28 protein-coding genes are annotated in these 23,866 nt (G+C 68.3%); 17 read left to right on the top strand and 11 right to left on the bottom strand.

Annotated elements, in window-relative coordinates; genetic code table 11:
* Positions 1–14: 14 nt before the first annotated feature.
* On the top strand, positions 15–1,175 hold the full coding sequence (locus AC5RTY_RS11820) for a glycoside hydrolase family 76 protein (protein ID WP_494024376.1): 1,161 nt from the start codon (positions 15–17) through the stop codon (positions 1,173–1,175).
* A 103-nt stretch (positions 1,176–1,278) separates the two neighbouring features.
* On the opposite strand, the gene AC5RTY_RS11815 is transcribed toward AC5RTY_RS11820, so the two are convergent.
* On the bottom strand, positions 1,279–1,872 hold the full coding sequence (locus AC5RTY_RS11815) for a YdeI/OmpD-associated family protein (protein WP_494002242.1): 594 nt from the start codon (positions 1,870–1,872) through the stop codon (positions 1,279–1,281).
* Between the two features lie 79 nt (positions 1,873–1,951).
* Between AC5RTY_RS11815 and AC5RTY_RS11810 the strand changes: the two genes are divergently transcribed.
* Positions 1,952–2,710: a VOC family protein gene (locus AC5RTY_RS11810; protein WP_494024377.1), complete on the top strand. Its 759-nt coding sequence runs from the start codon at positions 1,952–1,954 to the stop codon at positions 2,708–2,710.
* A gap of 118 nt (positions 2,711–2,828) precedes the next feature.
* Entirely contained in the window at positions 2,829–3,368 is a 540-nt protein-coding gene (locus tag AC5RTY_RS11805; protein ID WP_494002240.1) for an NUDIX hydrolase family protein, read from the top strand.
* A 107-nt stretch (positions 3,369–3,475) separates the two neighbouring features.
* Here the strand turns inward: AC5RTY_RS11805 and AC5RTY_RS11800 are convergent, their stop codons facing one another.
* Positions 3,476–3,727: a hypothetical protein gene (locus AC5RTY_RS11800; RefSeq protein WP_494002239.1), complete on the bottom strand. Its 252-nt coding sequence runs from the start codon at positions 3,725–3,727 to the stop codon at positions 3,476–3,478.
* Positions 3,728–4,086: 359 nt separating this feature from the next.
* Here AC5RTY_RS11800 and AC5RTY_RS11795 point away from each other — a divergent pair, with 359 nt between their 5' ends.
* Complete coding sequence (locus tag AC5RTY_RS11795; protein ID WP_494002238.1) at positions 4,087–4,995, top strand: DUF6707 family protein; 909 nt, start codon at positions 4,087–4,089, stop codon at positions 4,993–4,995.
* 55 nt (positions 4,996–5,050) lie between these two features.
* The gene (locus tag AC5RTY_RS11790; RefSeq protein ID WP_494024378.1) at positions 5,051–5,827 is read left to right on the top strand and encodes an SRPBCC family protein; all 777 of its coding nucleotides are present in this window, start codon (positions 5,051–5,053) and stop codon (positions 5,825–5,827) included.
* Positions 5,828–5,869: 42 nt separating this feature from the next.
* Here AC5RTY_RS11790 and AC5RTY_RS11785 read toward each other — a convergent pair whose 3' ends face one another.
* Positions 5,870–6,928: an FUSC family protein gene (locus tag AC5RTY_RS11785; protein WP_494024379.1), complete on the bottom strand. Its 1,059-nt coding sequence runs from the start codon at positions 6,926–6,928 to the stop codon at positions 5,870–5,872.
* Positions 6,929–7,058: 130 nt separating this feature from the next.
* Between AC5RTY_RS11785 and tgt the strand changes: the two genes are divergently transcribed.
* Positions 7,059–8,318 (top strand): tRNA guanosine(34) transglycosylase Tgt, encoded by a 1,260-nt coding sequence (gene tgt, locus AC5RTY_RS11780; RefSeq protein WP_494024380.1) that lies wholly within the window; start codon positions 7,059–7,061, stop codon positions 8,316–8,318.
* 126 nt (positions 8,319–8,444) lie between these two features.
* Here the strand turns inward: tgt and AC5RTY_RS11775 are convergent, their stop codons facing one another.
* The 3 genes from AC5RTY_RS11775 to AC5RTY_RS11765 form a co-directional block, all read right to left on the bottom strand.
* Complete coding sequence (locus AC5RTY_RS11775; RefSeq protein WP_494024381.1) at positions 8,445–8,762, bottom strand: hypothetical protein; 318 nt, start codon at positions 8,760–8,762, stop codon at positions 8,445–8,447.
* Positions 8,759–9,190 (bottom strand): GNAT family N-acetyltransferase, encoded by a 432-nt coding sequence (locus tag AC5RTY_RS11770; protein ID WP_494002233.1) that lies wholly within the window; start codon positions 9,188–9,190, stop codon positions 8,759–8,761. Before AC5RTY_RS11770 ends, AC5RTY_RS11775 begins: the two co-directional genes overlap by 4 nt.
* A 276-nt stretch (positions 9,191–9,466) precedes the next feature.
* Positions 9,467–10,180: a TetR/AcrR family transcriptional regulator gene (locus AC5RTY_RS11765; RefSeq protein WP_494024382.1), complete on the bottom strand. Its 714-nt coding sequence runs from the start codon at positions 10,178–10,180 to the stop codon at positions 9,467–9,469.
* A 321-nt stretch (positions 10,181–10,501) separates the two neighbouring features.
* Between AC5RTY_RS11765 and AC5RTY_RS11760 the strand changes: the two genes are divergently transcribed.
* Positions 10,502–10,738, top strand: a complete 237-nt coding sequence (locus AC5RTY_RS11760) for a hypothetical protein (protein WP_494002231.1) — start codon at positions 10,502–10,504, stop codon at positions 10,736–10,738.
* On the opposite strand, the gene AC5RTY_RS11755 is transcribed toward AC5RTY_RS11760, so the two are convergent.
* Positions 10,705–11,412 (bottom strand): queuosine precursor transporter, encoded by a 708-nt coding sequence (locus tag AC5RTY_RS11755; RefSeq protein ID WP_494024383.1) that lies wholly within the window; start codon positions 11,410–11,412, stop codon positions 10,705–10,707. The two genes, AC5RTY_RS11760 and AC5RTY_RS11755, sit on opposite strands and share 34 nt — an antisense overlap.
* Positions 11,413–11,611: 199 nt before the next feature.
* On the opposite strand from AC5RTY_RS11755, the gene AC5RTY_RS11750 reads away from it, so the two are divergent.
* Together AC5RTY_RS11750 and thiD are read left to right on the top strand one after the other, a co-directional pair.
* Positions 11,612–12,064 carry a hypothetical protein gene (locus AC5RTY_RS11750; protein ID WP_494024664.1) on the top strand — a complete coding sequence of 151 codons (453 nt, stop codon included), beginning with the start codon at positions 11,612–11,614 and terminating at the stop codon, positions 12,062–12,064.
* A gap of 121 nt (positions 12,065–12,185) precedes the next feature.
* Positions 12,186–13,019, top strand: a complete 834-nt coding sequence (thiD, locus tag AC5RTY_RS11745) for a bifunctional hydroxymethylpyrimidine kinase/phosphomethylpyrimidine kinase (protein ID WP_494024385.1) — start codon at positions 12,186–12,188, stop codon at positions 13,017–13,019.
* A 211-nt stretch (positions 13,020–13,230) separates the two neighbouring features.
* Here thiD and AC5RTY_RS11740 read toward each other — a convergent pair whose 3' ends face one another.
* Positions 13,231–13,857 (bottom strand): malonic semialdehyde reductase, encoded by a 627-nt coding sequence (locus AC5RTY_RS11740; RefSeq protein ID WP_494002227.1) that lies wholly within the window; start codon positions 13,855–13,857, stop codon positions 13,231–13,233.
* A 168-nt stretch (positions 13,858–14,025) separates the two neighbouring features.
* Here AC5RTY_RS11740 and AC5RTY_RS11735 point away from each other — a divergent pair, with 168 nt between their 5' ends.
* A complete protein-coding gene (locus AC5RTY_RS11735; protein ID WP_494024593.1) occupies positions 14,026–14,961 on the top strand; it encodes an NADP-dependent oxidoreductase in 936 nt (311 codons plus the stop codon).
* The gene (locus AC5RTY_RS11730; RefSeq protein ID WP_494139579.1) at positions 14,942–15,388 is read left to right on the top strand and encodes an iron chaperone; all 447 of its coding nucleotides are present in this window, start codon (positions 14,942–14,944) and stop codon (positions 15,386–15,388) included. Before AC5RTY_RS11735 ends, AC5RTY_RS11730 begins: the two co-directional genes overlap by 20 nt.
* 157 nt (positions 15,389–15,545) lie before the next feature.
* On the opposite strand, the gene AC5RTY_RS11725 is transcribed toward AC5RTY_RS11730, so the two are convergent.
* Positions 15,546–16,025 carry a TetR family transcriptional regulator gene (locus AC5RTY_RS11725; RefSeq protein ID WP_494002225.1) on the bottom strand — a complete coding sequence of 160 codons (480 nt, stop codon included), beginning with the start codon at positions 16,023–16,025 and terminating at the stop codon, positions 15,546–15,548.
* A gap of 225 nt (positions 16,026–16,250) precedes the next feature.
* Between AC5RTY_RS11725 and AC5RTY_RS11720 the strand changes: the two genes are divergently transcribed.
* The 6 genes from AC5RTY_RS11720 (at position 16,251) to AC5RTY_RS11695 (ending at position 21,830) form a co-directional block, all read left to right on the top strand.
* A complete protein-coding gene (locus AC5RTY_RS11720; RefSeq protein WP_494024387.1) occupies positions 16,251–17,477 on the top strand; it encodes an MFS transporter in 1,227 nt (408 codons plus the stop codon).
* A 358-nt stretch (positions 17,478–17,835) separates the two neighbouring features.
* On the top strand, positions 17,836–19,485 hold the full coding sequence (locus AC5RTY_RS11715) for a catalase (RefSeq protein WP_494139618.1): 1,650 nt from the start codon (positions 17,836–17,838) through the stop codon (positions 19,483–19,485).
* A 140-nt stretch (positions 19,486–19,625) separates the two neighbouring features.
* Positions 19,626–20,696: an NAD-dependent epimerase/dehydratase family protein gene (locus AC5RTY_RS11710; RefSeq protein ID WP_494139578.1), complete on the top strand. Its 1,071-nt coding sequence runs from the start codon at positions 19,626–19,628 to the stop codon at positions 20,694–20,696.
* Positions 20,697–20,778: 82 nt separating this feature from the next.
* A complete protein-coding gene (locus AC5RTY_RS11705; RefSeq protein ID WP_494002222.1) occupies positions 20,779–20,997 on the top strand; it encodes a hypothetical protein in 219 nt (72 codons plus the stop codon).
* 62 nt (positions 20,998–21,059) lie between these two features.
* Positions 21,060–21,539 (top strand): hypothetical protein, encoded by a 480-nt coding sequence (locus tag AC5RTY_RS11700; RefSeq protein WP_494013108.1) that lies wholly within the window; start codon positions 21,060–21,062, stop codon positions 21,537–21,539.
* A 75-nt stretch (positions 21,540–21,614) separates the two neighbouring features.
* Complete coding sequence (locus AC5RTY_RS11695; protein WP_494013109.1) at positions 21,615–21,830, top strand: hypothetical protein; 216 nt, start codon at positions 21,615–21,617, stop codon at positions 21,828–21,830.
* A gap of 108 nt (positions 21,831–21,938) precedes the next feature.
* Here the strand turns inward: AC5RTY_RS11695 and AC5RTY_RS11690 are convergent, their stop codons facing one another.
* Both AC5RTY_RS11690 and AC5RTY_RS11685 read right to left on the bottom strand, forming a co-directional pair.
* Positions 21,939–23,297 (bottom strand): Y-family DNA polymerase, encoded by a 1,359-nt coding sequence (locus AC5RTY_RS11690; protein ID WP_494013110.1) that lies wholly within the window; start codon positions 23,295–23,297, stop codon positions 21,939–21,941.
* Positions 23,290–23,664, bottom strand: coding sequence for a LexA family protein (locus AC5RTY_RS11685; RefSeq protein WP_494139617.1), 375 nt, complete (start codon positions 23,662–23,664; stop codon positions 23,290–23,292). Before AC5RTY_RS11685 ends, AC5RTY_RS11690 begins: the two co-directional genes overlap by 8 nt.
* Between the last annotated feature and the right edge of the window lie 202 nt (positions 23,665–23,866).

Below are 23,866 nucleotides of genomic sequence, written 5' to 3'. Positions count from 1 at the left end.
TTAGGCTGGTCCACATGCCCACCCTGCCCGGCGGCGGAGCACTCCGCCCGCCCAACCCCGTTCTGGCGGCAGGACGCGCGGACGAGGCCGCCATCGCCGTCGTCCGCCATTTCCGCCAGTGCCTGCTGGGCCTTCCGTTCACCATGCTGGGCGCGGTCCGCCAACCCTCTCCCGGCCGGGGCGGGCCATGGCACTACTGGTGGCAGGCCCACTTCCTGGACTGCCTGGTGGATGCCGGGTGGCGGGAGCTGCGCGGGGGCCGGCATTACGACGGCGGCGACGGGCCGAGCGCCGGCCGTCTCGCCGCGCGGCTGTTGCGCACGCTCCGCTGGCGCAACGGATTCCGCTTCAACAACTCCTACTATGACGACATGGCCTGGCTGGCCTTGGCGGCGCAGCGGCTGGACATGCTGGCCGCCGAGGCGCACAAGCCCCGCTTCCGGAACAGGGCCGCGGCTCGCGGCCTGTTGCCACAGCTGGAATCGGCGCACACCCCGGACCTGGGCGGCGGCCTGTTCTGGAACACCGCCAGGGACTTCAAGAACACCCCCGCCACGGCACCGGCGGCCCTGTATCTGGCGCGCACGGGCGACCGGGCGCAGGCCGCCCGGCTCCTGGACTGGTTGGACGCCACTCTGTACGCGCCCCGGCAGCGGCTGTATCTCGACGGCGTCCGGGTCGCCGGCGGCCGGCCGGTTTTAGTAGACGACCTCTACACCTACAACCAAGGGCCGGTGCTCGGGGCACTGCTGGAAACGGGCCGCGACGCCGACCTGGCGCGGGCCGCCGAACTGGTGCAGGGCATCGCGGCCGGTTTGGTCCAAGGACGTTCGGCGACCACAGGGGACGGGGGCCAACTCGTCCTGCGCACGCACGGCGCCGGCGACGGCGGCCTGTTCACCGGGATCCTGGCCCGCTACCTGGCTTTGGCCGCCCGCTCGGACCGGCTGCCGGACTCGGCGCGGGAACTGGCCGCGCGGATGGTCTTGGACACCGCGCAAGGCTTTTGGGACGGGCGGACCATCGGAAACCACCGCACCGGGGAGGTGCTGGTTTTCTCCCCCGACCCCGCGGTTCCGGCCGCCACAGCGGGCGGGCCCGGCGGCGGCGTCGAGCTGTCCACCCAACTGCAGGCCTGGATGACCCTGGAAGCCGCCGCCACGCTGCCCGCCTGAGCGGGCGTGGGCACCGGGGTCGGCGCGGGGAAGTGAACGGACGTCGGAACGGGCGGGTGAAGCGGCGCAGTCCGGGGCGTGCGCACGGGCCTTCGGCCGGCCGTCAGGACGGCTTCTTCTGCTGCGGATACGGTGTCTCCTGCCGGGCCAGCATCTCCACGAAGCCGGCGATCTTGCGCTGCCGGGCGGCATCGGTCTTCAGCTGGGCCAGCCGGTGGATCAGCGCGAAGCGGTTCTGCGAGGTGAGCACCTCGAACATTGCCTGCGCTTCCGGGACGGCGGCGATCGCCGCGGCCAGGTCTTCGGGCACCTCGGCCGTGGCGGGCCCGGCGTAGGCCTTCTCCCAGCGGCCGTCGGCCTGCGCCGCGGCCACTGCAGCCCTGCCGGCCTCGTGCATCTTCCCGGCCTGCTCCAGCCGCTCGATGTGCCCGACGTTCCGCAGCGACCAAATGCTGCGCTTTGTCCGCGGGGTGAAGCGTTGGAGGGTGCTTTCCGCGTCGCGCCGCTTGCCCTGCCCGTCGATCCAGCCGAAACACAACGCCTCGTCCAGGGCGGCGGCATAATCCAAGGCTGTGACCGTGCCGCCCTTCTTGCCCAGGATCAGCCACACGCCGGCCGACGAGGCATGGTTCTCCTCCAACCAGGCCCGCCACGCGGCGGCGTCTGGCACCAGCAACTCCGGAAGCTCAACGGCCATGCCCTCATGGCAGCACGGCAGGGCCGCGCCGTCTAGTGTTTTGGGTTATCGTCCCGTGCCTGCCCAAGGAGGAACCCAAATGCTGCGCGTCCGTCCCGTATTGTCCACCTCCCGCATCGGGCCGTGGCGGGAGTTGTTGACCGCGGCGGGGCTGGCCTGCGTGGCCCACGACGGCGGTGCCCGGCATGAGTTCGCCGCCGGCTCGGGGCGGCTGGACCTGCGCCCGGCCGATCCCGGCGACGCCGCCGACGGCAGCGTGGAACTGGGCTTCGAGGTCCGCGACCTCGACGAATTTGTCCGCCGCACCGTGGCCGACGGCACGCGGGCGGAAATCGAGGAGGCCGGCAACGACCGGTCCGCGCGGATCACCGCACCCTCGGGCCTCAGCTTCCTGGCACGGGCCGCCGCGCCGTCGTTCGGGCACGAGGCCGGGCACAACCCGCCCGATCCGGTGTTGGCCGTCATGCCGGTCTGGGTGACGCCGGACGTATCCGGTGCTGCGGCCACCCTCCGCGGAATCGGCGCGCGCCCCCGGTTCAGCGGCGACGGCACCTGCGTGGTCTTCGCGGCGAAGAACGGCGGGCTGGTCGAGGTACAGCACGGCGGTACGGAGCAGCTTGGGCTGGCCTTTGAGTACGACGGCGACCTGTGCGCCTTACGGGAGCGCCTCGCCACGGCCGGTTACGACTGCTCCCGGGCGGACGAGGCCGGCCGGGTGGTCCTGCTGGTGGAGCATCCTGACGGCGCGAACCAGGCCAGCGGAGGGTACCTGCGGTTCAGCGCCCCGCGAAACGGTTCGACTGGAGACCACCCGCTGCCGCCGACGCTTTGGCCCTGACGGGACCGGCGGTTCCGCGGTTCTGGCGGGTCCGGCCGTGGCTGGGGTGCACTGGAGCGGACGCGCCGGCGGGGCGGCCGGCGTGACTGGCGTCGCAGGGGTGCGGTAGAACAAGTACATGAGCGTACGTACTCCCGACCCGTATCCCGGCTGGCTGTCCCACGAGGACCTGCACGAGGCGCGGCAACGCCTGCCGATGCTGTACGTGGAGGCGGTGCCGGTGCGGCTGGACTCGCTGGGGTATGTGACGGAGATCGGCCTGCTGCTGCAGGCTTCGGACGAAGGCGAGATGGTGCGCACGTTCGTCTCCGGCCGGGTCATGTACCGCGAGACGGTCCGGGCCGCCCTCTTGCGCCATCTGGAGAAGGACCTCGGCCCGCTGGCCCTGCCGCAACTGCCGGCCAGCCCGGTGCCTTTCACGGTGGCGGAATACTTCCCCTCGCCGTCCGAGACCGGGCTGACCGACGACCGGCAGCATGCCGTGGCCCTGGCCTACGTCATCCCGGTCACCGGGGAATGCAACCCGCGCCAGGACGCCCTGGAACTGAGCTGGATGACGCCGGAAGATGCGCTGAGCCAGGCGGTCCAGTCCGAATTCATCGGCGGCCGCGGCAACCTGCTGCGCCAGGCCTTGGCTCACGCGGGCTGGTGCCGCTGACCGCCGCCCGGATGTCGGAGGGCTTACCGCCCGGTGGGTCGGCGGGCTGACCGCGGCCGAGTGCCGGCGCAGGCCTCCCCCGGAGTGCCGGCGGCTTGACCGCCCGGCTACTTCGGCAGCATCCAGACGTACATCTGGGCGGCGAGGTCCCGGGACTCCTCCCGGTGCTGGTCCTGGTAGCTCAGCCGCTTCAGCTGGACCGGCCGCTGGCTTCGGCGGTTGGCCAGATCCGTCAGGGCCGCGCCGGCGGCATGCAGCAGCACGGTCAAACGACTCCTGCTGCGGAACTGCTCGGGGTACACGGGGGCGTGTGTCGGCGCTTCGCCAAGGCGGGCCTCCGGGGCAAGAATGATGCTCATGGCTGGATTCAGCTTTCACAAGGATGTAGGGCTGCTGTGCGTGAGGTGCTTCGTCGGAACAACCGACGAGGTACGGTTCCGGCGGGAACTTCGATGTCTTGACGCTATCGGCGATCGCGGTCATCTTTGGTCCTCGATCCCGAGCCGGACACCGATTTTTTGGGCCCGCGGTCTCCGGTGCCGAGATCAACGCCCGGGCGCATTGTCCCTATTCCCAGGATTTGGACAGCGCGAGAGGCCGCTCACAATCCATCGTTTCATCAGGTCGGCGGGCTGGACACCGGGCCGCACCTCCCCCCGAAAAGATAACGAATTCATATACTGTTCAGACGATCGCGAGCGTGACTAAGGATTTACCCATGACGGAACAGCAGGCCGAGACATACATCCACCATGTCAAGGCCGAGGCCGTGGCCGCGGGCGCCCGGTTCCTGACCCGCTCCGGCGAGCACTCGGCGCCGGTGGCGAGCACCGCCGTCGTACCCGACGATTTCGGCACGCCGGCGCTGGTGGTGGCCACGCTGGAAGACGGCAGCAAGGTGCGCATTGCCCACGGCTCGCGCATCCGCGTGGCTTCCTCCCGCCGGCCCGCGCCGCTGCCCGGCGCGCTGGCGCTGGCTGAACTGGAACTGATCCCGGCCGAGGAAGGCACTCCCGAGGCGGTGGTGGTCGAGGTGGCGCGGGCACACGCACGCAATGCCCGGGTGCAGCGGCTGGCCGCACGCCTGAGCCGGGGCCTCAACACCAAGGCCGGCAGCCACCTGCAGGACGTGCGGGACCTGGCCCATATCCTGTTCGTGGAGCTGGACGATCGCGAACGCGCACTCACAGTCTGCCGGCTGATCATCGACCAGCCGTTCGACGGGAACTTCGGCCGGTGGAAATGGATTCAGTCGGCGATGGCCATGGCCGCCTACATGCTGCGCGAGTCCGGCGACGAGGAGGACCAGCAGGAAGCCCGGAGGCTGGCCGAGGCGCTGCGCACCCCCGACGACGCCGACGAGGACCCGTTCCGCGCGAAGGTCAACGCGGAGGTCCGCCAGCGCCAGCTGAACGAGCCGAACCTCTACGACAAGGAAATCCACCGCGCCATGGCCGCCGCCGACCGCGACGTGGAGCGTGAGTGGCGCGAACTGCGCTTGAGCTCATTGTTGTACCTGCGCACGCACGGCGGATCGGAGACCCTGGAGCCGGTCGAGTTGGACCGCCGGATCAGCAACGAGCTGGTGGCGATCCGCGCACTGGACGCCCAGCAGCGGAACTCCTAGGCCCGTTCCGCCCGACTCTGGCCACCCCTGCGGCCCCGCGGGTAGAGTCGGCCGCATGACGGATAGCGACGTTGCACCGGCGACCGGTCCCCTGAGCGTCCACATCAATGCGGACGCCCGCCAGGTCTGGGTCATGCTGCGCGAGCCCAGGTCCATTGCACAGTGGCACGGCTGGGACATGAAGGGCCTGGACGAGGAGATCCGCGAGATCTACTTCACCGGTGCCACCGAATCCGAAGACCACAAACAACTCAGGCTGAGCGACGGCGATGCCTTTATCCTGAAGCCGGTGGGCGACGGCGTCCAGCTGAGCCTCGAGCGCGGCCGGGAGTCCGGCGAGAAGTCCGACGAGTGGTGGGAGGACGTCACCGAAGGCTGGCTGACCTTCCTGCAGCAGCTGCGGTTCGCCCTGGAGCGGCACCCCAACGACCCACGCCAGACCACGTACCTCGGCGCCGACTCGCTGCCGCCCGGCGGCCTGCTCGCCAGCCTGGGACTCGACAACCTGCCGGAGCCGGACGAGCCGTACTCCGCCACGCTGTCCACCGGTGAGGCTCTCTCCGGCAAGGTGTGGTTCCGGTCGGAGCGCCAGCTCGGGCTGACGGTGGATTCATACGCCGACCATGGCGGCGGCCTCCTGATTCTTGCGACCACGCCGCCGCATCCGGAGGGCCGGCCGGAGGGCGGCTGCCAGGTGCTGATCAGCTGTTACGGCCTTGGTGCCCGCCGGCTCGCCGAAATCCGGAAAGCCTGGGACGGCTGGCGCAGCAGCGCGCTGCCCGTCGCCGACCCGCTGGTGCTCGGCAGCACCGCCGGGCCGGTCGCCGACTAGACCACACCGCAGCAGCCCGGAGGGCGGGCGGGCGAACCCCGCTCATCCCTCGCCGCGGTGCTTGCGTTGGAAGCGCCGCCGGTTCTTCATGCGCACGGTGCGCTGGTGCATCAGGTACACCAGGCTGAGCCCTACCAGCGCACCGATCGCGGTCTGCAAAGCCCGGTCCACCATCAGCTCCTGAGGATCCGTGGGGGCAGCGAGCTCGGTCATGATCAGGGCCAGCGGCGTGATGAAGATCAGCGCGAGGGCATAGTGGCGCAGCACGAACATCTCGGCCGCGAACTGCAGCGCCACCACCATCAGCACCAGCACCCACGGCGCCGGGTGCGGGGCCAGCAGCACCCCGGCCACCGCCACGCCCGCAAAGGTGCCCAGGATGCGGTGCACGCCCTTGTTCACCCGCTGGACCAGGCTGGGGCCGGCGATCGGGGCCACCGCGGCCACCATCGCCCAGTAGTTGTGCCCCAGACCCACCATGGTGGCGAGCGTCCCGGCCGCGAGCGCCGCGACGGCATTCGCGCCGGCCTCCACCGCGAATTCCCGCCAGTGTGCGGCGGTCAGTTCCTGTTTCGGCGGCGCGGCCATGGACGTCCGCCAGGACGGCACCAACCGGCTGCTGATCCCGATCAGCATGGCCAGCACCACGCTCACCAGTCCGGTCAGCATCGCCTGCCACAACGGCGCCGTCGGCGGAATCGAGCCGATGGCGGCATAACCGAAGGTGAAGAAGATGACCCCGGCCGGCCGCAGCCGGAGGTAGTTGACTGCCAGGGAGCACGACCCGGCTACCACGGTGGTGCCGAACACGATCCCCCAGGGCCCGGGGCCGGCCCGGGCAGTGAGCGCGCCGAGGAACATGACCAAGAGGATCAGGACGCCAAACCAGCCTTGATGCCGCAGCCTGGAGCCGTGTGCTTCACCGCGGCCGTAGATCCCCGTGAAGGCGCCGAAGGCGGCGAAGACCATCAGGTCAAACCGGCCAAACGCCAGCAGGGCAAGCAAGGGCAGGCCCACGCTGAGACCGCAGCGCGTGGCAACAATATGGTCTTGGCGCGCCGGACCAACCCGGAAGAACTCGCGCACTTGCTGCTTCAGCATGCCTTCCGCCCTTCGGTTGCCTACTGTAGCTACCTTGCTCCCGTCTTTCATTGGGCGCAGCCACGCACGCACCGCCCACGCACCCAGTGCCCCGGAGTCCGGCCGCCGCCCGGTAAGGCAAAATGGTGGGGTGCCCCAGTCTGATTTTTCCTTTCGCGTCGGCAGCCGCCTGTCCGACACCGCCAGCCCCGCCCCCGCCCAGGTAGAAGACAACGGGGGCGCGTTCCAGGGCCGGACCGGAACCATCACCACGCCGCACGGAGAGATACAGACCCCCGCCTTCATCGCCGTCGGCACCAAGGCCACGGTCAAGGCCGTCCTCCCCGAGTCGATGAAGGAGCTCGGCGCGCAGGCCCTGCTGGCCAACGCGTACCACCTGTACCTGCAGCCCGGGGCGGCGGTGCTCGATGCGGCCGGCGGGCTGGGCAGGTTCATGAATTGGGACGGGCCCACCTTCACCGATTCCGGCGGCTTCCAGGTGATGAGCCTGGGCTCCGGCTTTAAGAAGGTCATCAGCATGGACGCGGCCGCGGCCGGCAGCGGCTCCGACGACCGGGTGGCACCCGGCAAGGAACGCCTGGCCCATGTGGACGACGACGGCGTCTGGTTCAAGTCCCATCTCAACGGCGACAGACACCGCTTCACGCCGGAGATCTCCATGCAGGTGCAGCACCAGCTCGGGGCGGACATCATGTTCGCCTTCGACGAACTGACCACGCTGATGAACTCGCGCGGCTACCAGGAGGAGTCGCTGGAACGGACGCGGCGGTGGGCCGAGCGGTGCGTGACCGAGCACGAGCGGCTCACCGAGGAGCGCTCCCACCGGCCGTATCAGGCACTCTTCGGCGTTATTCAGGGCGCCCAGTACGAAGACCTGCGCCGCAAGGCCTGCCGCGACCTCGGAGCGATGAACTTCGACGGCTTCGGCATCGGCGGCGCGCTGGAGAAGGAGAACCTGGGCACCATCGTGCGCTGGTGCACCGAGGAGCTGCCCGAGGACAAGCCCCGCCACCTGCTGGGCATCTCGGAACCCGACGACATCTTCACCGCGATCGAGAACGGCGCCGACACCTTCGACTGCGTCTCCCCCACCCGGGTGGCGCGCAACTCCGCGTTCTACACGCCCGACGGCCGCAAGAACCTGTCCAACCGCCGGTTCAAAATGGACTTCACCCCCTTGGTGGACGGCTGCGACTGCTACACCTGCGGAAACTACACGCGCGCCTACATCCACCACCTGTACAAGGCAAACGAGATGGTCAGCCACACGCTGATCTCCATCCACAATGAGCGCTTCACGGTAAAACTGGTCGACGACGCGCGGCTGGCCATCGACGACGGTTCCTTCTTTGACTTCAAGGCCGAGGTGCTCGGCCGCTACTACGCCTGATCTACCGGCGCGGCCCGGAACAGGGTTTCGGCAGGCCGGAGGCGGGCCAAGGTCCGGGCAGGCGGAAGGCCGCCGTCGTTTCCGTGAGAACGACGGCGGCCTTCCGTGTCTTGGTGCGGGCCGGTATCAGGCGGCCAGCGCCACGTCGGAGAGCTCAGTGGCCGGAGCCAGAATGCTCAGCCAGCAGTCGGACTGCCCGGGGTCGGCATGTGCGGGCAGCGCTCCGGCCGCCGCGCATCCTTGCAGGTCTGCCAGGACTGCCCCGTCCACGGAGGCATTCTGCAGGTCAATGGTTATCTGAAGTCCTGACGCCAGCGAGTTTGCCCGCCTGGCCAGAGAGTAGACGGCCAGAACGTTCCGCTCGTCGACGCGGCCGCGTACCTCGATGTGCGCGGCCGAGCACTCCAGGTCGACCCGGACCGTGACCTTGAGTTTGCCACTCATCGGGCCGCTGCCTTCGGCGCGGCGGAACTTCGGGCCGTTGCCTTCGGCGCGGTGGAATTCCGGGCCACACCGGAGGACACCCGGCGCCGGCGACGACCCGCCCCGGCCTTGCTCTCCAAGGCCCACGACTTATGGAAGCGGCTGCGCTGTTCCTGCGGTACCAGCCGGAGGAACACAGGATGGTTAAAGACCTGCTGCCGGGCTTCCTGGCAGAACGGCAATACGCGCAGGCGGCGGCGGTGGGCTTCAACCAATGCCCGGCGCACCAATTCGTCGGCCAGGCCAAGCCCGCGGTGCAAACGGTCTTCGTCAATCTGGAGGAGCCACATCTCACCGTCTTGGATCTTGTACTGCAGCGACGCCGCTACTTCTCCGTCTACATAGGCGTCGAAGCGTGATGCGTCGTAGTTGTTGCGTATGACCTGCATGCCTCTCCTCACTTAGCGTCTCCAACCGGAGGGCGCGGGCGTGACCCGACCGGACCCCTGGCTGGGAACCTCGGTCCGGCGGTGCCGGACCAAACGGTAATCATGCTTACGATGTAAGCAAAGCATGCTTATTATCAATCTGCAAAACGGCGCAGCTAAATTGCCTTACTACGGACGCAATAACGTGCGACGGCGGAAGCGCCGCGGCACGGTGGCGAAGGGATAGTGCACGACGGCGGAAGCGCCGCCGCGGCACGGCGTGGATCGTATCCGCGCTCAGGAAAGCTGGCTGTCCAGGCGCTCGAGCAGCCAATCCAGCGAGGCTTCGAATTCCTGCTTGGCGCGGTCTTGGGAAAGTAGGCCCTGCAGTTTCTGCAGCAGCGGATAGTCGGTGAGATCGGTTTGGCCGGGCGGCGGTGGCGTGCCCTCCTCGACCGGCCCTATGTCGGCACCGAGCGCGGCCACCTCCAGCAGCAAGTGGCCAATAAGGAAACTGCTGAAGGCCCGGTAGGCCTCCACCGCCTGCTCATTGCTGAAGCCCGCGCCGGTCATGGCCTTGAGGAACGACTCCACCCACTTGAGGCTGCGCAAGGGCGGCTGGACCCAGGGGGCCTCCGTCGGGCGCGTGGCAATCAGCGGGAACACCTCGGGATGCTTGACCGCAAGCCGCCGCAGCCCGTGGGCCAGCCGCAACAGGTAGTCCTGCCACCCGTGGCGGGGTTCTACATACACTTCCGGGTCGCTGTACAGCTCATCGACCACTATCTCCACGATGCCGTCGAGCAGATGCTCCCGCGACGGGACGTAGCGGTAAAGCGACATGGCTTCGACATCCAGCTCCGCGCCGAGCCGCCGCATGCTTAACTGGCGGACCCCGTGCTGCTCGATGAACGCCGCGCCCGCCTCCAGGATCCGCTGTCGATCCAGTCGCTGCCTGTCGTGGCCGCCATGGCCCGCATCAGCCGTCGAAGATGTTTCGGGTTCGACCATTGACCGCTCCCTCCTGCATTCGCGCCCCAGCCTACGCGCCGGGCTCAGCCCTGTCCTCCCGCCGACCGGCCGGAGCCCCCTCGGCAGCCGGTTAATCCGGTACCAAAAGTACGTGATTTTCCGCGGTAACCCGCGGTTTTGCCGCCGTTGGCGAAAGTATGAAAAGTTTTGGGCAGAAGACGCCACAAAATCGGCGGCGGGGCTCGATTTCCCCAGGGCTTACATTGTAAGCTGGGGCTTCCGGGCCCCGGACTCCGCACCACCGATGCCGACATGCCCTTCGGGCGGGATTCATCCCTCGGCAAGATAGGAAGTAGAGCAATGGATGAGCACTTGAAACAGGTCTGGACCGCCTCCGCGGCTGTAGAAACGCTGCAGGGCGAAATGGACCAGGCGGAGACGATCCTGGACTCTGCAATTGACGAAGCGCTCAAGGCCGGGGCCGCCCCGGAGGAGATCAGCGGGGCAGCGAACCTGTCGCCGACGGAGCTCAGTGAACGCGTCCCGGCGCTCGCCGCCGAGGATCAGCCGGCGGACGAAGAAGGCGCCGCGCTGTAGGACGGTTCGCGCTTCTTCACCCGCCCGATGACGGCAGTCGTGACGGGAACGAAGAGGAATTCCACCGCGGTCTTGTAGACGAAGCCGACGACCACGTAGTTAATGAACGTGGGGACATCGCCGATGCCGATCACCGAGGCCGCGATGGAACAGAAAATGAGCGTGTCCGCGAACTCGCCCACACCTGTCGAACCCATCAGTCGCGCCCACAACCGGCGTTCGCCCCAGCGCTCCTTCATGCGCACCAGCACCCAGGAATTCAGCGTCTGCCCCACGAGGAAGCCCAGGAGGCTGGCCAGCACGATCAGCGGCACCGGGCCGAGCGCACCTTCAAGTGCCTCTTGTTTCATCTGCCCGAACTCGTCGTCAAAGCCCGGCAGCGCGATGATCACCCAGTAGCACAGCGAGGCGAAGACCGACAGCGCGAAGGTGGTGAGGATGGCTTTCCGCGCCACCTTGAAGCCGTAGACCTCGCTGATCACGTCGCCCAGAATGTACGCCAGCGGGAACAGGAAAAATCCGCCGTCAGTAATGATCGGGCCCAGGGCCACGCCCTTGGAGGCGCCGATGTTGGACAGGATCAGGACCACCGCCATCACGGCAAGCATGATGCCGAAGTAGGGGCTGCCGATCGAGGCAAAGCGGGCAGGCGTGCGGAATTGCAGTTCAGTCATCAGTGGTGTTCACCCTCGTAGTAGTGGTTCGCGCAACGTTTCGCACCTCACGGTGACCTGAAGAAACGTCCGCTGTATTAGCACTAGGGGTCCGTCTGCCACCCGGACCGCCTACCATTCTCCCATGCGCGCGGGGCTTCGCGCTCCGACGCCTGCGATGCCCGACTGCTCCACGGCGCCGCCGTCCTATTCTGGCTGTATGAGTGAGGAGCCCGAACCCGACGACTTCGAGGACGACAACCCGCGCCATCGGGTGACTTTCGGGTTCGGGGCCTTCGTGGTCGGATTCCTCGTGGCCGTCTCCGTATTCGCGCTGGGCGCCCTGCTGCTCACCCTGGCCGGCGGTCCGCTCAGCTGGCATCAATTCGCGTCGGCCGCCCTCCTGGCGCTGGTCGTCGGGTTGTACGCCGGCGGCGTCGGGCTGGTCATCGGCGCACCCATCGCCTTCGTGCTGGGCATGTTGCTCCGGCCGGTGGCTAACCAATGGCTGCACGTGCTCGCGTTCTTCGCGGTCATGACGGCAGCTTCGTTCCTGATCCTGGTCTCGCTCTCCAGCGGCGACCCGCTCGGCACGCTGGAACTGGCAGCGCTGATCGGGCTGGCCGCGGCAATCGGCCGGTTCAGCGTATGGCGGATGGTGGACATCCGCTGAGCCGGCGTGCGCTTGAGGGCGGCAGCCGGCTCAGCGGATGGCCACCGCACAGTCGCCGGGCGGTGAGCGCCGTCGTCGTCGTCATTAGGAGCCTGAGGGTCTGTCAGTGGAAAATAACCGCATGTCTGTTTCCATCACCGAAACCAACCGGCCCGCCATTACGCTGACCATCGCCGGCTCCGAAGCCACCGGAGGCGCGGGAGCCCAGGCCGACCTGAAGACCTTCCAGGCTTTGGGCACCTACGGCATCACCGCCCTGACCTGCATCGTGTCCTTCAACCCCCAGGACAACTGGAACCACCGCTTCGTCCCGGTGGACGCCGGCGTCATCGCCGATCAGCTGGAGGCGATTCAAACCTGCTATGAAGGTTCGCTGAAGACGGTCAAGCTGGGCATGCTCGGCTCGCCCGCGACCATCGACACGGTCGCGGCGGCGCTGCAGAACCAGGAATGGGACAACATCGTGCTGGACCCGGTACTGATCTGCAAGGGGCAGGAACCCGGCCACGCGCTGGACACCGACCAGGCCCTCAAGGCCCAGGTGTTGCCGCTGGCCACCTTCGTCACCCCGAACCACTTCGAGGCCGAATCCCTCTCCGGGATCACGATCAACGACGTCGAGGACCTGAAACGGGCCGCCAAGATCATCCATGAGGCCTCCGGCGCCGCGGTGCTGGCCAAGGGCGGCGTGCGCCTCGCCGGCCCGGACGCGGTGGACGTCTTTTACGACGGCGAAACCCTCGAAGTGCTCTCCGCGCCGAAGGTCGGCGAGGTGGCCGTCTCCGGCGCCGGCTGCTCCCTGGCCGCCGCGGTGACGGCCGAACTGGCCAAGGGCGCCACACCGCTGCAGGCGGCCAAGACCGCCAAGCACTTCGTCACCGAGGGCATCAAGGCGCGGGTTTCCTCCCACGCACCGTTCGACGCACTATGGCAAGGCGGCGCCGGGCTGTCCTGACCGGCCGGCGACGCCGTGGCGCCCTGTCCGGCGGGGCGGCGCCGTGCCCTGTCCGGCGGGGCGCCGTCATGACCGGCAGGCACTGTGCTGTCCTGACCGGCCGCGGCGGCCCTCGCCCGCCACCCGTTAAACGCCGACGGCGGCGCCCTCCCCCGGGAAGCTAGCAAGCCCCCTGTGGGTGGGCACCGCCGTCGTCAGCGGTTTGACGGAATCAGACCGTCTGCACGGCGATTTCCGCGTCCAGGCGGGGCAGCCGCGGGAACCAGGGGTTCTCGCCCGGGGTGCCGATGTTGACCACCATGAACGTGCGGTGGGAGGTTCCGGCGTTGAAGTCCTCGTCGATGCCGGCGGCGTCGAACGCGCCCATAGGGCCGGCGTGCAGGCCCACGGCGCGGACGGCCATGATGAAGTAACCGGCCTGCAGCCACGCGTTGTTCTTGGCGACCTCGGCGCGCATTTCGGCGTTGTCGTCGAACATTGCCTTGCGCTCGGGAGCGTGCGGGAAGAACGTCTCGAAGTGCTCGTGCCAGTCGGCGTCGTAGCTGAGCACGGCGACCATCGGAGCCGTCAGCGTCTTGGCGCGGTTGCCCTCCGCCATGCGGGCGCCCAGCTTCTCGCGGGCCTCGGCGGAGCGGACCCAGGTGATGCGCAGCGGCTGGTTGTTCATCATGGTCGGGCCCATCTTGGCCAGCTCATAGATGGCGGCGAGCTGCTCGTCCGAGACCGGCTCGGCGGAGAAGGTGTTCGCGGTGCGGGCTTCCAGGAACAGCTGGTTCGCGGCCTCGCGGTCCACGGCCAGTTCGTTCTCGAGGCTGACGTCAACGGTTTCGACGCTCATGTGACTCCTTAGTTGCGGGATGGGTCTACAGGGTTGAACACCGCCCCTCCGTGCCGGAATTTCCTGCGGGCCTGTGACGTTCGTTACGCGGCCCTCTGCATAGGCAAGGCCGCGGCCCGCCGCTAGGGTGGAGCGAAAACAGGAAGGCGGCATCCGTTGGTTAAGACCATGCAGGCCATGACCTACTCGCGGTACGGCGGGCCGGAGGTGCTGGGACAGATGGAGGTCCGGCGGCCGAAGGTGGCACCGGGTTCGGTGCTCATCCGGGTCAAGGCAGCCAGCGTGAACCCGGTGGACTGGAAGGTGATGTCCGGCGGACTGGACTCGATGCTGGACGTGCACTTCCCGGTAATTCCCGGCTGGGACGTGGCCGGAGTCGTCGAGGAAGTGGGACCGGATACCCCCGAATACGCTCCCGGCGACGAAGTCTATGCCTACGGCCGCCGGGACACCGTGAGCGGCGGAACGTACGCGGAGTTCGTGGCGCTGCCGGTATCCATGGTGGCGCGCAAGCCGGAAGCGCTGGGCTGGGAGCAGGCCGCCGGGCTGCCGCTCACCGGCATGGTGGCGCAGCGGACCCTGGACGCCTTGGCCCCGTCAACCGGCGAGACACTCCTGATCCACAACGGGTCCGGCGGCGTCGGTCGAATCGCCGTCCAGCTCGCCATCGAGCGCGGCCTCCGGGTCATCGCCACCGCCTCCAGTCAACACCACCAACGGCTGCGGGAGTTCGGCGCCGAGCCGGTGGAATACGGCGACGGGCTGGTGCACCGCGTGCGCGGGCTCGCTCCGCAGGGCGCGGACGCCGTGGCGGACTTCGCGGGAGGGGTCCTGGAGGAAACCTTGGCCGTGCTGCGCAATGGCGGCCGGCACGCGTCGATCGCCGATCCGACCGCAGCCAAGCACGGCGGCCACTACATCTGGGTACGCCCGGATGCTGCCGAACTCGCGCGGCTGAGCGCACTGGCCGACGCCGGCAAGCTCACCGTGGACATCGACCGCACGTTTTCGATGGATCAGGCCGCGGACGCGATGCGCTACAGCCAGGAGGGCCACGCGTCCGGCAAGATCGTGCTGACGCCGTTTGCGGGACAGGCCGGCTAGGACGTGGCCGGATAGGACGTCTGATAGGGCAAGGCCGGAAAGCGGCAGGTGGGTCAGGAAGGCGGAGCAGTTTACGACGATCGACGATTACATCGCGTCGTTCCCCGAGGACGTCAGGATCATCCTGCAGGAAATCCGGCAGACCATCCACGGCGCCGTCCCTGGGGCTGAAGAGAAGATCAGCTACGCCATACCGACCATCATGTTTGAGGGACACTATCTGGTCTATTTCGCCGGCTGGAAACACCACGTCTCGCTCTACCCCGTACCGGAAGCCGATGCGGCGCTGCAGCACGACATGGAACCGTATCTGGCGGCCAAGGGAACCCTGAAGTTTCCGCTGGGAAGGCCCGTTCCGTACGACCTGATCACCCGGGTGGCCAAGGCTTTGGCCCGGCAGCGCGGCCACGACGCAACCGATGCCTAGCTACCCTCGGACGTCCCGGACCCCTCACGACGACGAGCCCGCCCCCAGCGGTAAAGGTGCGGGCGGGCCGGTTACGACGACGGGAACACCCCTACGACAGCGGGCCCGCCCCTGCCGTTGAAGGTGCGGGCGGGCCCGGTGGCGCAGGCTGCGCTGATCAGTCCTTCTGCGACGCCCGTCCCTTCGGCGCCAGCTCGGCCAGCAGTTCCTTGAGCCGCGCGTCGGTCAGGTACGTCATGCCGGTGAGCACGTCGGTGATCCGGCGCCGGTCCTCCGGCTTGAACCGCGTGCTGTCCAGCATGTCGGAGACCCACAGCCCGTCCATCGCCAGCCGGACGATGATCCCGATGATGCCCACGGGCTCGCGCGGGTCAAGATCCTGCCGGTCCAGCCGCTGGTTAAGGTAGACCAGCGACTCGGCCAGGTTCGGCTGCCGTATTGCCGTCGACAGCAACGCCGTCTGGTTGCGGTCGTTGTTGGCCCTGGCGTCGGAAAACGCTGCGATGTAGGCGCGCTCCTCGGCGCCCAGCGGCTCCGGATCGGCGTCGGCCCGCTCGCCCAGCTCGTGCACCAATTCCATGATGATCGCTTCGACGTCGCGCTCGACCTCGTCGATCGGCGCCCCAGGTTCGAACATGTTGCCCTCCCGTAGTTCCCCGGCGGGTTTGCCGCCTTGGCCAGTCTATCCACGGCGGTGCGGTGCCGCCGCGCCTCGGCATGGTGCGCCGAGCCAGCCCGGCTCAGCCCATATCGTAGCCAACTATTACGACGCCGGCGCCCGTCTTACGTGCCGAGCGTCACCCTTCTCCGGCCGCGGATAGTCTGTACGGGCAACTAATCGAACCCGCCGGAAAGGAGCAGTGTGGCCACCACCAGCGCCATCCGGCCGCGGGCAGACGCGGCATGGATCGTCGTCGTCCTGGCCGGCGTCACGGCCGCCATGCACATCTGGAAGCTGCCGTCGGCCATTCCCGTTATCCGGGACGAGCTCGGCATGTCCCTGGTGCAGGCCGGGGTGCTGCTGGGCGTGGTGCAGGTGGCCGGCATGGTCGGCGGCCTGGCGGTTTCCCTGCTGGCGGAAATGATCGGCGCACGCCGCTGCCTGCTCGCCGGCCTCTGGCTGCTCATCATCGGATCCGTCATCGGGGGCTTCGCCGACTCGGCCGCCGTACTGATGGCCTGCCGCGCACTCGAAGGAGCGGGCTTCCTGCTGACCACGGTGGTGGCGCCAGGGCTGATCCGGGCGAACACGCCCGGGGTCCGCGTCAATCTGGCGGTCGGCTTCTGGAGCGCGTACCAGGGCTTCGCGACCTTCGCCGGCCTGGTGGCCAGCGCGCTTATCCTGCAGGCCACCAGCTGGCACACGTGGTGGTGGATCATGGCCGCCCTGACGCTCATTCCGATCCCGCTGGTGCTGAAGTTCGTGCCACAGGACCCGCGGCGCGACGGTTCCGGCCTGCCCGCGGCCACCCGTCGCATCGGCCGCACCGTCCGGTCCCCCAAGCCGTGGATCGCCGGCGTGGTATTCGCCTGCTACACCGTCCAGTGGATGGCCGTGGTCGGTTTCCTGCCCACCATCTACGAGCAGAACGGGGTCACCGGGATCTGGCCGGGCATCCTGTCCGCGGTGGTGGGCGGCCTGAACGCGCTGGGGGCCATCGGCGCCGCTCCCCTGCTGCAGCGCGGCGTCCCCCCGCGGCTGCTGATGATCCCCACCTTCATCCTGATGGGCACGACGACGGTGCTCACCTTCGGCATCGACTGGACCGTTGCGCCGGGCGGCATGGCCATCCAGTTCGCCTGCGTGTCGCTGTTTTCCATGGTGGGCTCGGTGATCCCGTCCGCGCTCACCCGCATGGCCGTGGACCTGGCGCCGGCGGACGGGTCCCCGCCGGCCGCCATGGGGTTGATGCAGCAGATCTTCAACGTCGGCAACTTCACCGGCCCGGCCCTGATCGCCTGGCTGGCCACGGCTACCGGCGGCTGGCAGTCCACCTGGTGGATGACCTGCGCGTTCGCGGCCCTTGGCATTGGCCTGAGCGTGTACTTGAGCGAGAAACGCCTGGGGCTTAGCTTCGCCCACCGGTAGGTCCGGGCGGGGCGGGGCCTGGTCCGGGCCCGGGGGTCCGGACCGGGCGTCCGGTGTGTTCGTTCCCATGTCTCGGACTAACTGCCCATCTTTGGCTACCGCTAAAGCGCGCTGACTAGGCGAAACGCCGGGAGCCGCCGCCAAGACGTGGGAGCGAAAAGCACCGCCCCCGTCCACTCCCGCGAGGCTCCGGCCGCACCGCCAAGTCCACTCCCGCGAGGCTCCCGCCGCACCGCCCCCGGGCCACTCCCCGCGAAGCTCGGCCGCGTCGTCGTCGGACTCTTGCCCTCGCCGCGGCCGAGGAGGAAGCTGGAATCACGGCAAGCGGCCTCCCCCTTTTCCCCAGGAGTGATCAGTGATGACCGATGCGGCCCAGTCCCCGGACCAGCCCCTGACCAACCGCCAGGGCCACAAGGTCTACGACAACCAGAACACGCGAACCATCGGCGCACGCGGCCCGGCGACCTTGGAGAACTACCAGTTCCTGGAGAAGATGAGCCACTTCGACCGCGAGCGTGTGCCCGAACGCGTGGTGCATGCGCGCGGCACCACGGCCTTCGGCTACTTCGAGGCCTACGGCAAGTGGGGGGACGAGCCGATCGCCAGGTTCACCCGCGCCAAGCTGTTCCAGGAAGCGGGCAAGCGCACCGACCTCGCCATCCGCTTCTCCACCGTGGCGGGCGGCCGTGATTCCTCCGAGGTGGCCCGCGACCCGCGCGGATTTGCCGTGAAGCTCTATACCGAGGACGGCAACTGGGACATGGTCGGCAACAACCTGGGCGTGTTCTTCATCCGCGACGCGATCAAGTTCCCCGACTTCATCCACTCGCAGAAGCCGGACCCGGTAACGTTCGAGGCGTCGGTGCCGAACCGTGCGATGGACTTCTTCAGCCAGTCCCCCGAATCCATGCACATGGTCATGCTGGTCTTCAGCCCGCGCGGCATCCCCGCCGACTACCGGCACATGCAGGGCTTCGGCGTGAACACCTACAAGTGGGTCAACGCCGCCGGCGAGACGGTGCTGGTGAAGTACCACTGGATGCCCAAGCAGGGCGTGAAGTCGCTGACCGCCGAGGACGCCGCGAACGTGCAGGCGCAGACCCTCGGGTCACACACCAAGGACCTCTACGACGCCATCGAAGCCGGCAACTACCCCGAGTGGGAGCTGGTGGTGCAGATGATGTCCGACGACGAGCATCCCGAGCTCGACTTCGACCCGCTGGACGATACCAAGGTCTGGCCGGAGGAGCAGTTCCCTCCCCGGCCGGTCGGCCGGATGGTGCTGGATCGCACCGCCAAGAACTTCTTCGCCGAGAGCGAGCAGATCGCGTTCGGCACCGGCGTGCTGGTGGACGGCCTCGACTTCTCCGACGACAAGATGCTCGTCGGCCGCACGTTCTCCTACAGCGACACCCAGCGTCACCGGGTGGGCCCGAACTACCTGCAGCTTCCGGTCAACAGCCCGAGGGTGCCGGTGGCCACCAACCAGCGGGACGGCCAGTTGACGCACTTTGTGGACACCGCGCCGGGCCAGAACCCGCACGTGAACTACGAGCCGACTATCACCGGCGGGCTGCAGGAGGCGGCGAAGGATTCCGGTTACCACCACGCCGTCGGTCCCGAGATCGGCGGCCGGCTGACCAGGGAACGGATCGAGCGGACCAACGACTACCTGCAGGCCGGCCAGCGGTTCTACCTGCAAGAGGACTGGGAGCGCGAGGACCTGATCACCAACCTGACCAACGCGCTGGCGCAGTGCGACCGGCCGATCCAGGAGCGCATGCTCTGGCACCTCTACATGATTGCGGACGAGCTCGGCCAGGGCGTGGGCGGCGGCATCGGCATCTCGCTGGACGAGGTGAAGGACCTTGGGCCTCTGGCCAGCCAGAACCTTTCCGAAGCGGAGCAGCAGTGGATGGCCAACCTCGGCAAGAACGGGCCGCGGGACGTTTCCGGGCTGACCATGACGCACTGCGTGCCCAACGAACGCGTCAAAGTGGAGCGGTAGCCGTACCGCGCGACCTCCACGTTTAAGCGGCGGCTGACCTGCGGAAATCCCGGACGGCGGCCGAATCCAGCCCGGATTCCGGCGGCCGGCCGCCCAGCCGGGCCCTCGCCAAGCCGTGGCATCCGCGGTAGCGTCTGTCCATGCGAGTCGCCGTGGTCGGAGCCAGCGGGAACGTCGGTACAGCAGTGCTGCGCCGGCTGCAGAAGGCGCGGGGCGAACGCGCGGACGACGTGGAGATCGTCGGCATCGCGCGGCGGCTGCCCGATGCCACGACGGAACCGTACGACGGCGTCACGTGGGTTTCGCTGGACATCGCCTCCCGCGATGCTCGGGAAAGGTCGACGCAGGCGTTTAAGGGATGCGACGCCGTCGTCCATCTCGCGTGGCTGCTGCAACCGAACCACGATGAAGGGCAGTTGCGCCGGGTGAACGTGGACGGCACCGCGAACGTGCTCGCCGCTGCCACCAACGCCGGCGTTGGGCAAGTAGTCTGCGCCTCGTCGGTCGGCGCGTACAGCCCCGGCCCGAAGCACTCCCGCGTCCGCGAGGATTGGCCGGCCAGAGGCATCGCCAGCTCGCACTACAGCCGGTTCAAGGGCCAGCAGGAAGCGCTGTTGGACGAGTTCGCCGACGATCACCCGGAAATTAAGGTGGCGCGGCTGCGGCCCGGCCTGATTTTCCAAGCCGAGGCCGGCAGCCAGATCGGCCGCTACTTTGTGGGCCGGTGGATCCCCAAGTTCTTCGTCAACCGGCTGCGGCTGCCGCTGTTCCCGTTCCCCGAGGAGTTCATCTTCCAGGCATTGCATGCCAACGACGTGGCGGACGCCTACTGGCGGGTGCTGGACCAGGGCGCGAGGGGCGCCTTCAACGTGGCGGCCGAACCGGTGGTAACGCCCGGACTCGTCGCCTCCCTGTTCGGTGCCCGGCGCTGGCTGCCCGTTCCCGTGCCGCTGGTGCGGCAGTTGGTCGGCGCCGCGTGGTCCCTCCGGCTGCTGGCCAGCGACCCCGGCTGGGTGGACATGGCCCGCTACGCTCCGGTCATGGACACCAGCCGGGCCAGGGACGAACTCGGCTGGACACCGCAGGTGGATTCGCTGTCGGCGATCCGTGAAGTCCTGGCGGGAATGGCCGGGGCCGGAGGTGTCACCGAATCCCCCGCGATGCGCCCGCGCAGCCGCTGGACCCGTGCGAAGCCGGAGACCGGCGCGTAGTGTGGCCCCATGGGAAGCCGCGCGAAGAGCGCAGCTGCCCGGTCTGATCCCACAGGACGACCCGCTCGAGAAGGAGGACCTGATGAATCCGAACGAGGAGCGGCGCCCGGAACACCCGGACGACGCGAATGACGACACTCTGACTCCCGCCGACGCAGGCGGCATCGACAAGGAAGTCAACGAGGCCCACATCCCGGTCCACGGTGACGAGAAACTCGCCGACGACCTGGTCAAGAAGGCCTACGGCGACAAGGACCAGGACGGCCGCGGGGACGCGCCCAACGCGCCTTTCCCCGGCTGACTGGCACCGCCCGCACCTCCACCTAGCACCGCCCATCAACCGTCTACAGACAGGAGCACGCTGTGAAAGGGAAACTCACATTCGGCGCCGGCATCGCCCTCGGATTCGTCCTGGGTTCGAAATCCGGAAGGTCCGCCTACGATTCCTTGAAGGCCAAGAGCCAGGAGTTCTGGCAGAACCCAGCGGTCCAGGAAAAAGTGCACGAAGCCACCGACCTGGTCAAGGAAAAGGCACCAGGCGTCGCCGACCGTGTTACCGAAGCGGCCAAGAAGGCAGGGTCCGCGGCAACCTCCAAGCTGCCCGGCAACCACGGTTCGGGTAAGGACGACGGCGGCACCACCGGCCCCACCACCACCGCCGGCGGCACCACGGGCACCAGCACCCTCGGCGACACCACTGGCACCACCCTGGGCGACACCACGATGTCGGATCCGGCGCAGAACGACGAACTCGGGCAGAGCTGGACGGGCGAGGGAGGCACCATGCCGGACGGACCCGCCACCCTCAACAGGGACGACGACCTGCGCCCGCCCGGAGTGTAACCCGCCCGGGATTCTGGCGGGCCGGGCCCCTCGCCGGGGCTCCGCCTGCATCGACGGCAGTAGGGAAGGACTGGCATGACGGAGAACGACGCCGGCCAGGTCAAAGGTCCGCGGGACCAGTCGGGCACCGCGGCAGATCCGCCGGATGCTCAGGAGCAGCAAACGGCCGATTCCGCCCCCGAGCCCGAGGGCAAGGAGGGCATGAACATCGCGCCCGGGCCGGCTGAAGAGAAGGACCAGGAAACGCCGGACGACCGCGGGCTCACCACCGACACGAGCCCGAGCGACTGATCCACCGCGGGCACGGCAGCGGCCGTCGAGATACGGCCGCTGCCGTGCCACTGTTCGGCCGCCGTCGTGCCCGTTGCGCCGCTGCGGCGCGACCCGGTGCACAGCCGGTTAATCCGCCTTGACCACCGGCAGGTCGCTCCACTCGGTGGTGTAGCGTGGCGAGGAAAATTCGCGTTTCATTGACCACGCCGCGGGGGCCGCCAGCCCGCCCTGACCGAGGCCGATCGAGGCTTCGCCGAACTTGGTACGCACCGCGCCCAGCAGGTCGCCGATGTGCCGCTGTTCCAAATCGCTGACGAAGGGGTCGAAGGTCTGCTGGCCGGCCGCGGGCTCCAGCCCCGACAGCAGGACCCCTGCCCGGACATAGTGGGCGCCCGGAGTCAGGCAGCCGCGCATGGCGGCCACGGCAGCCTTGGTCAGCTGGATCGGATCCTGCGTGGGCGTCGCCAGGTTGACGCTGGCCGCGGGAAACGATGCCTCGCCGCCGGCGAACCTGCTGGTCCCCGCAGTCACCGTCAGCACCGAGGCGCGCAGTCCCTCGGCCGCCATCCGGGCCGCCCCGCGTTGGGCATAGACCGCCATCACCTGGTCCATCTCCTCGATGGTGGTCACCGGCGTGGAGAAACTGCGCGAGAACATGATCTGCTGCTTGTCGGCCCGCTCCTCCGCGTGCGGGATGCAGGGCGTCCCGTTCAGCTCCAGCACGGTTCGCTGCAGCACCACGGAGAACTTTTTGCGGATTGCCTGCGGGTCGGCGGCCTTGAGGTCTGCGATCGACTCGATCCCGAGGGCGTTCAGCCGTTTCCCCGTCCGTCCGCCCACGCCCCACAGCCCGGTGACCGGGACGCGTGACTGGATCCAGGCGATGTCGGAAGCGGGCATCGAGCCCAGCGAGCACACCCCGGCCATCTGGGGATTCCGTTTGGCAACGTGGTTGGCGAACTTCGCCAGGGTCTTGGTCTGCGCCACGCCGACGCTGACCGGCACGCCCACCTGCCGGATCACTGCGGCACGGATTCGGCCGGCAGTCTCCAGCAACTGGGCGTCGTCGCCGGGCAGGCCCAGGAACGACTCGTCGATCGAATAGACCTCCTGCCAGGCCCCGAACCGGCCGAGCACTTCCATCACCCGGGCGCTTAGGTCCCCGTACAGCTCGTAGTTGCTGGACCGCGCGACCAGCCCCCAGGCCTTGGCCCGCGGCGCCACCTGGAACCACGGCGTCCCGGTCTTCAGCCCCAGCTGTTTGGCCTCCTCGGAGCGCGCCACCACGCAGCCGTCATTGTTGGAGAGCACGACGACGGGCCGTCCCTCGAGGGACGGATCGAAGACCCGCTCGCAGGAGACGTAGAAATTGTTGACGTCCACCAGCGCGATCCGTTCGCCAGGCCGGCCGGAGGTCGCCCCGCCGGAGCCGGACGGCCGGCCGGAGGCCGCCCCGCCTGCCCCTGGCACCGGGGCGCTAGACATGGTGCAGGCAACGGGTGGCGACGCCCCAGATGCTCAGGTCGTCGAGTTCGCCCACTTCGGTGGGAACGCCGCCGTCGTCCGCCTGCAAGCGCACGCCGTCCGCGGTGAGATGCAGGCGCCGGACCACCAGTTCCCCGTCCAGCACCGCGACCACTACCGAACCGTCGCGCGGGGTCAAAGAGCGATCCACTATCAGCTCATCGCCATCACTGATCCCGGCCGCGGCCATCGAGTTTCCGGCCACCCGCATCACAAAGGTGCTGGTGCGGTCGCGGATCAGGTGCCGGTTCAGATCGATGCCGCCGTGGAAGTAGTCCCTGGCCGGCGACGGGAAACCGCGCGCCTCCTCGGGCGCTCCGCTGCCCATCTCCGGGCCCGCCGAAGCACCCGACGGCTGCTCTACACCGAACATCCCGACCCCCGTCTTCGAACAAAGCTTCGAAAACAACACTAGCACCGGCCCGCCGTGGCCTACATATGAGCCAGCTCCACTCAAGTTTGGGTAACTTCTGGAATAATCCTGTCGTAGAGGCGTTAACATGAGTCGAAGGCACTCACGTTCCACAGGA

Source organism: Arthrobacter sp. Y3224055 (assembly GCF_059090825.1).
The sequence above is the reverse complement of the archived record's forward strand: the minus strand, read 5'-3'. Positions and strand labels throughout refer to the sequence as shown.

What these genes read in the sequence shown, in the direction of transcription:
- AC5RTY_RS11820 (WP_494024376.1), top strand. Translation starts at nt 15, where the DNA reads ATGCCCACCCTGCCCGGCGGCGGAGCACTCCGCCCGCCCAACCCCGTT.
- AC5RTY_RS11815 (WP_494002242.1), bottom strand. Translation starts at nt 1,872, where the DNA reads ATGGCCGTTGAGCTTCCGGAGTTGCTGGTGCCAGACGCCGCCGCGTGG.
- AC5RTY_RS11810 (WP_494024377.1), top strand. Translation starts at nt 1,952, where the DNA reads ATGCTGCGCGTCCGTCCCGTATTGTCCACCTCCCGCATCGGGCCGTGG.
- AC5RTY_RS11805 (WP_494002240.1), top strand. Translation starts at nt 2,829, where the DNA reads ATGAGCGTACGTACTCCCGACCCGTATCCCGGCTGGCTGTCCCACGAG.
- AC5RTY_RS11800 (WP_494002239.1), bottom strand. Translation starts at nt 3,727, where the DNA reads ATGAGCATCATTCTTGCCCCGGAGGCCCGCCTTGGCGAAGCGCCGACA.
- AC5RTY_RS11795 (WP_494002238.1), top strand. Translation starts at nt 4,087, where the DNA reads ATGACGGAACAGCAGGCCGAGACATACATCCACCATGTCAAGGCCGAG.
- AC5RTY_RS11790 (WP_494024378.1), top strand. Translation starts at nt 5,051, where the DNA reads ATGACGGATAGCGACGTTGCACCGGCGACCGGTCCCCTGAGCGTCCAC.
- AC5RTY_RS11785 (WP_494024379.1), bottom strand. Translation starts at nt 6,928, where the DNA reads ATGCTGAAGCAGCAAGTGCGCGAGTTCTTCCGGGTTGGTCCGGCGCGC.
- AC5RTY_RS11775 (WP_494024381.1), bottom strand. Translation starts at nt 8,762, where the DNA reads ATGAGTGGCAAACTCAAGGTCACGGTCCGGGTCGACCTGGAGTGCTCG.
- AC5RTY_RS11770 (WP_494002233.1), bottom strand. Translation starts at nt 9,190, where the DNA reads ATGCAGGTCATACGCAACAACTACGACGCATCACGCTTCGACGCCTAT.
- AC5RTY_RS11765 (WP_494024382.1), bottom strand. Translation starts at nt 10,180, where the DNA reads ATGGTCGAACCCGAAACATCTTCGACGGCTGATGCGGGCCATGGCGGC.
- AC5RTY_RS11760 (WP_494002231.1), top strand. Translation starts at nt 10,502, where the DNA reads ATGGATGAGCACTTGAAACAGGTCTGGACCGCCTCCGCGGCTGTAGAA.
- AC5RTY_RS11755 (WP_494024383.1), bottom strand. Translation starts at nt 11,412, where the DNA reads ATGACTGAACTGCAATTCCGCACGCCTGCCCGCTTTGCCTCGATCGGC.
- AC5RTY_RS11750 (WP_494024664.1), top strand. Translation starts at nt 11,612, where the DNA reads ATGAGTGAGGAGCCCGAACCCGACGACTTCGAGGACGACAACCCGCGC.
- thiD (WP_494024385.1), top strand. Translation starts at nt 12,186, where the DNA reads ATGTCTGTTTCCATCACCGAAACCAACCGGCCCGCCATTACGCTGACC.
- AC5RTY_RS11740 (WP_494002227.1), bottom strand. Translation starts at nt 13,857, where the DNA reads ATGAGCGTCGAAACCGTTGACGTCAGCCTCGAGAACGAACTGGCCGTG.
- AC5RTY_RS11735 (WP_494024593.1), top strand. Translation starts at nt 14,026, where the DNA reads ATGCAGGCCATGACCTACTCGCGGTACGGCGGGCCGGAGGTGCTGGGA.
- AC5RTY_RS11725 (WP_494002225.1), bottom strand. Translation starts at nt 16,025, where the DNA reads ATGTTCGAACCTGGGGCGCCGATCGACGAGGTCGAGCGCGACGTCGAA.
- AC5RTY_RS11715 (WP_494139618.1), top strand. Translation starts at nt 17,836, where the DNA reads ATGACCGATGCGGCCCAGTCCCCGGACCAGCCCCTGACCAACCGCCAG.
- AC5RTY_RS11710 (WP_494139578.1), top strand. Translation starts at nt 19,626, where the DNA reads ATGCGAGTCGCCGTGGTCGGAGCCAGCGGGAACGTCGGTACAGCAGTG.
- AC5RTY_RS11705 (WP_494002222.1), top strand. Translation starts at nt 20,779, where the DNA reads ATGAATCCGAACGAGGAGCGGCGCCCGGAACACCCGGACGACGCGAAT.
- AC5RTY_RS11695 (WP_494013109.1), top strand. Translation starts at nt 21,615, where the DNA reads ATGACGGAGAACGACGCCGGCCAGGTCAAAGGTCCGCGGGACCAGTCG.
- AC5RTY_RS11690 (WP_494013110.1), bottom strand. Translation starts at nt 23,297, where the DNA reads ATGTCTAGCGCCCCGGTGCCAGGGGCAGGCGGGGCGGCCTCCGGCCGG.
- AC5RTY_RS11685 (WP_494139617.1), bottom strand. Translation starts at nt 23,664, where the DNA reads ATGGGCAGCGGAGCGCCCGAGGAGGCGCGCGGTTTCCCGTCGCCGGCC.